General features: G+C 47.4%; 1 protein-coding gene. It reads right to left on the bottom strand.

Annotated features, from left to right (window positions below; all coding sequences use genetic code 11):
* Positions 1-3124, bottom strand: a 3124-nt coding sequence (locus HMPREF3022_RS06630; protein ID WP_070765334.1) for a TonB-dependent receptor domain-containing protein, incomplete at its 3' end; no start/stop codon positions are given.
* Between the last annotated feature and the right edge of the window lie 612 nt (positions 3125-3736).

Here is a 3736-nt window from a genome sequence, read left to right as displayed (position 1 = left end):
AGGCGTCCCATACGGCGACAGGCTGCCAACGCATATCGTTATGCTGGGGCTTCATATTGTCATTCAGATATTTATTGCGCACATCGTAGAATGGCTGCCAAGCATCGTTGCGGTTTTCATAGACGCGGCTGTGGTAATGGAGGCGCACGCCTGTTTCCAGTTTGTTGGCAAGGAAACGGCTGCCCAATTCGGCATCAATCGACCAGCGTGGTTGAAGTGCGCTTGCCAGATAGCCCGAATCGGTCAAGCCGCCGTGGTTGCAGACAGGACGATTCATAGTCTTACCGTTTTTCACAAAATAGCTTGAATCAACCATGCCCTCTGTTGCGGATGTCCAAGTGAAATTTTCGTCGCACATTTTGTTTTTCAGGCTGCGGAATACGTTCAGGCTGCCAAAGACGCGTCCGGTATCGAAGCGGGTGGACAGCTCGACACCACTGCGGATTTGTCTGTCGAATTGTTCGAATTCGAGATTGCTGTCCCTATCGATAACGTTTTCGGTCTTGTTATGGAAGTAATTGACGCGGAAATCCGCTTTTTTCATTTTCGGTAACAGCCCCGTCAAATCATGAATATAGCCCACTTCCCAGTTTTTGGCGTGTTCGGGCCGCCAGCCATAGCCCATGCGGTTGAATGAGCCGGCGGCGGTAGAAAAGCCGTAAGTCCCTTCAAAAATGCTGGGGTAGCGCAGGGTTTCGGTATAGCGCAAATAGGCGCGGCTGTAATCAGTAAAATTGATGGTGGCAGAAAATGCAGGTACCCAACCGCTGCCCTTCTGCTTCATTGCCCTCTGTCTTTCGGCTTCGGTCATTGGCGTTGTGTAAACACTTGCACTGGCTGCGTAGTATTTAGGTACAAATTGCGGACTGTCTGGAATAGACGGGTCATATACAGGATTGGCGACTTTGGTGTGCAAATCAGGAATGCTGCCATTGGTAAGGGGATGATCCTGCATATTCAGACGGCCTTTATCGTCTTTCAACCAATAGAAATCCACCTTTTCATTAGGATTGACCCATTTTTCGCGATCATCTGTCAAAGTCGGAATATATTGCGAATTGACTTGAAACGAAGTCAGGCTAATTTGTGCATGTTTTTTTCTTTGTTCTGCGTATTCCTCTGTTTCATATAAAACTCCATAATCAAGACTGCCATTCGCCAAAGCATCGTCAATTGCCTTGTAATCCGCGTATTCTTGCGGCGTGGCAACCCTGCCGATCGAATATTTTATTCCCCTGTTCATTTCTAACGGATCGCCGGTCTTATTCGTGCCGCTTTCCAAACGTCTGCTTTTATCCTGAAGTTGGAAATTGGTATATCGCCCACCTGCCGTCAAAGTCAGCCAGCGGAAGGGTTCGTAGCGAAAATTAAAGCCCAGATTGTATTCACGCCGCTTGCCGTTGCGAGGTACACCGTATTGGTTCAATTCATAATTTGCCCTGATGGTGCTGTTTTCGAGTTCTTCCCGATATTTGTCGTATCCTCCCCGCTCCAGCTCGTCTGAAAAATCATTGCGCGATGTCAGTTTTTCATTTTGAAAATCGCCCATCAAAGTCAACGACAGTTTGTCGCTCAATTTCATACGGTTGGAGAATTGAAAGCCTGTACGGTTGTTACGGGCGTAATAGGCGTTGCCTTCAATAGTGTTGAACCTGCCGTTTGTATTGGGCGTTTCGGGTTTGGGCGGTTTTGGGACTTCAAAACCTGCATTCAGCAATTCTTGACGCTCTTCAGGCGTAGCTTTTTGCCATCTGTCGTACTCATCCCATGCTATTTGAAATTTGTTGTCCTCATAAACGGTATCGCCGGGTGAGCCACCTGCGGTATTGGTTTTGGATTTGGTGCGCGTTGTCCAAAGCGTGGCATCGAAATCTATCCAACGGCTGCCCTCGGGCTTCCACGAATAGTCGATATTGTAGGAACGCTGTTTTACCCATGCCTGCGGCCATTCGGCAATTTTGTTGAGGACGGACGCATCCCAACTGATGGGGCCGATAATGCGCGAAGGCATAATTTCGCCGAACGTGGAATCGGTATGGCGCAGGCCGAATTTGAGCGTTTGGCGGTTCGGCAGACGGAAGGTGGTTTTACCTACCCATGATTTGGTTTCGAGCGAGGTATTGCTGACTTCCCCGCCCGGATGATAAAAAAGTCCGATTTTTGAAATATCGGGTGCGCCCAGCATGTTTTCACTGCCGAAAAATTTCTCACCCTTGGCAGCGGCTTCTTCTTTACGACGTTTCAATTCGTCTAAAGTTTCTTGTGTCCAAGGACCGATATAACCGTAGCGTTCCGCGCCTTTTTTGCCGGAAAAATAATTGCCTTTACTGCGGTAGGCATAGGCGAGCATGGCATCGAAATTATCCTGCTTGGTGGCGGCGGCAATGCGGTAGGCTTTATCCTCCCCAAATTTATTGCGTCCGTTGAAACGCTGGTCGATTCGGTCGGTATCGTCAAAAAACGAACGCCAAATACCACCCGTCGCTACTGCGGGAACAGGCAAGGTTCGATAATCGACTGAATGTTCATAAGCATTCTCACGCCTTTTGATGGAATTGTTGGAAGCCTCCGCCTTCACTTCAAAGCCGTATTTCTGCCCTTCGGGGACAATATCGTCGGCATCGATGGTTTTCAGGGCGACGGAGCCGCCTATGCCGCTTTTCATATCACGGCTGAACGAGGGGCCTTTTTCGATAGAAACGCTACTGATGATGTTGGGGTCGACGTAGTTGCGGTTGTTTGCGCCCGCGTAGCCGCGCCAGACGGTAATCGCCTGCTCCGTGCCGTCGATGGTAACGGGAATCCGTCCTTGACCTTGCACACCACGTATATTCGGATCCAGCGCGCCGCTGTTGCGCGCGTCGCCGCTGTACACGCCGGACATACCGCTCAAAAGGTCGGATACGGTGTTGCCTTTGAAGGTTTCGACTTCGTTTTTGCTCTTGTAAAGATTGACGATTTCGCGGGTATAAACGCGGTTTTTACCGATTTCATCCTTATTTCGAGTTCCTTTGACAGTTATGGTATCGAGAATAACTGTCGAATTATCTGCAGCATAAACGGCAGGGACGAAACCAATGGCGGCGATGCAGGCGGAGAGGGTGGTGACTTTGATCGGTTGCATAGAATGAATCCATATAACTTGATTGGTAAGGCCGTCTGAATGAGACAGACTGAATAGATGCGATTACACTCTGACTAAAATAATACAAATAAGTTTGATTATTATTTATAATTTTATGAAATTCTAACTTGTTTTTAATAATATGGAAATGTTTTTTGAGATTTGATCAATAGAATAGGGAGGGGAAGCGGTAGAGATTATTGAGCCGCTATTTCGATTATGTGAGTTATTTCTGACACTGCACCGTAAATTCCGCTATGCCCGGGCAGTCTATTTGGGGCAGAACAAAGTAAGTGTGCAAAGCCATCTGAAGGCGATGTGTTTGAACCTCTTAAAGGCAGCTAACAGGCTAATTGCGCCAGTTGTCACCTTAATTATCGAGTAATGAAGTCGAGTAGGGAGCAGGGAGCCTTAGTACGATACCAAGTACCTTCATATTCCTTGAGAAGAAGTACCTTGTACTAGACATACTTAGAAAAAGTGTTCCGCTAGTTGCAAGATGTGATTTTTTTAAATCTGGAGGCAGGAATCTCATTGTGAACGTAGAAGTTCTTCTTTAATAAGAGAAACAGGAGTTGGCAGGCTAAAATACTAGTATTATGAATTTAACAT

This window comes from Neisseria sp. HMSC065C04 (assembly GCF_001815375.1).
In the GTDB taxonomy this organism is placed as follows: domain Bacteria; phylum Pseudomonadota; class Gammaproteobacteria; order Burkholderiales; family Neisseriaceae; genus Neisseria; species Neisseria flavescens_D.
Note: the sequence above shows the minus strand (reverse complement) of the source record. Positions and strands in the feature narration are given on the sequence as shown.